2 protein-coding genes are annotated in these 1,943 nt (G+C 66.9%); both read right to left on the bottom strand.

The window, feature by feature from the left end:
• The coding region (locus V7E05_RS11320) for an MCE family protein (RefSeq protein WP_333619758.1) at window positions 1–898 on the bottom strand (898 nt) is incomplete at its 3' end.
• Window positions 895–1,943: MCE family protein (locus V7E05_RS11315; RefSeq protein WP_333619757.1), on the bottom strand; the 1,049-nt coding region annotated here is incomplete at its 5' end. The genes V7E05_RS11320 and V7E05_RS11315, both read right to left, overlap by 4 nt.

Genomic DNA, 1,943 nt, shown 5'->3' with positions numbered 1-1,943 from the left:
CGAGACGGTTGCCCTGCGAGAGCGACTCCTGCAGCGGAGGGCGCACGTCGGCGAAGAGATCGGACATCGACTGTCCGGCGGTCGAGAGCCTCTCGACGGACTGCGCGATAGGCTCGGCGTCCTTGGACAGTCCGGAGATGAGCTGCTGCAGATCGTCGACCATGCTGTCGACGTGCTCCTTGTTGTCCGCGACGGTGCCGAGGACCACGTTGAGGTTGTCGATCACCGAGCCGATGAGCTCGTCGCGGTTGGCCAACGTGTTGGTCAGGGAATTCGTCGCCGCGAGGAGCTGCGCGACATTGCCGCTCTCACCCTGGAACACCGAGATGATCGCCGACGTGAGCTGGTTGACCTGACCGGGATCGAGCGCCTTGAGGAGTGGCTTGAACCCGCCGAGCAGCGCGTCGAGGTCGAGCGCCGGCTCCGTGTTCTCGAGGGGGATGGTTCCTCCGCCGTCAAGCGTCTTCTTCTCCCCGCCCTCGTGCTCGAGAGCCATGTACCGGTCCCCGGTGAGATTCTGGTACCTGACGACGGCGGACGTGTCGGTGTAGACGATCTGGTCGGAATCGACTGTGAAGGAGACCTCCGCGAGGTTCCCGTCGACGAGATCGATGCCCTTGATCCGGCCGACCTCGACGCCGGCCATGCGCACCTTGTCGCCCTTCTCGAGCTTGGACACGTCGGAGAACATCGCCTTGTACTCGCTCGAGGAGCCCGAGCGGTACTCGCTGAACACGACGAAGAGCCCGGCGAGGATCACGAGCATGACGATCGTGAAGATCGTGAGCGGCACGATCGGCCCGCGCCTGGACTTCAGGTCCTTCTGCTTCGGCTGCTTCTTCGGCCGCTTCGGTGTATCGGCGGTGTTGAGATTCTGCTTCTCGTGTCGCGCGCTCACGGGGCGCCTCCTTCGGCGGGCGCGGGGGCGGGATCGGCTGGTGCGGGGGCGGGCGTCTGCGCGGGATCCGGGGCCGGATTGCCCGCGGGCGAGTCCGCGCCGGCGGCCTGCCGGCTCTGGTCGGCGCCGCCGAGCATGTACTGGAGGATTGCCGGCGGCGCGGGCTTGCCCGGCTCGGCCTCGAAGGCCGGGCCGATGGCCGCGCCCCCGGACTTGGAGAAGGAGTTCGGCATGCCCGCGACCACGTTGGAGCCGGTGTCGGTGACGGCGAAGGGCGCGTTCTCTCCGGGCTGCGGGAACGGAAGGCCGTAGCAGCGGGGCCCCGTCGACGCGTTGACCTTGGGGAGATCGTCCGGGTATGTGTACGGAGTCGCGCCCTGCGCGAACCCGGCGAGGAAGAGGAGGCCGGGCTGATTGCTCGCGCCGAACGCGCGCCCGTTCTTCTCGACGCCCTGGTTGAGGCCGATGATCATGCAGTTGAGCGCCGGCGCGTACTCGGCGACCAGCGAGGTCGTGGCCCGGAGGTCCTTGAGGGTCTTGATGAGGTTGTCGCCGTTCTCGTCGAGCAGCCTCTTACCCGAGTCCGATGTGGAAATGGCGTTGGCGAGCAGCGCCTCGAACTGGTTCTGGCGCTGCACGACCGTCTGGCCCACATCGGTGCCCGAGTCGAGCAGCCGCATGAGGTCCGGGCTGGCATCGGCGTAGATGTTCGCGACGTCCGCGCCCTTGTCGAGGTCGCGCTGCAGGGTGTCGAGATTGGGCTGCAGGGATGCGAGCGAGGAGTTGAGGTCCTCGAGAGTCTCCCCGAGAACGTCGCCTCGGCCCTGGAGCCCGGCCGACAGGCCTCCGAGCGTCGCGTTGAGCTGCTCGGGCTGGACCGATTCGAGCAAGTTGGTGAGCTTCTCGAACATCGAATTAACCTCGGTGGTGACGGTCGCCTCATCGAGCGTCGTGCCCGGCTCGAGAGCCTGCTTCGAGGGATTCTGCGGGATCTCGAAGGTCACGCTCTTCGCGCCGAAAACCGTGTTCGAGCCGATGTGTGCCG

This window comes from Dietzia sp. (genome assembly GCF_036741115.1).
GTDB lineage: Bacteria > Actinomycetota > Actinomycetes > Mycobacteriales > Mycobacteriaceae > Dietzia.
The sequence above is the reverse complement of the archived record's forward strand: the minus strand, read 5'-3'. Positions and strand labels throughout refer to the sequence as shown.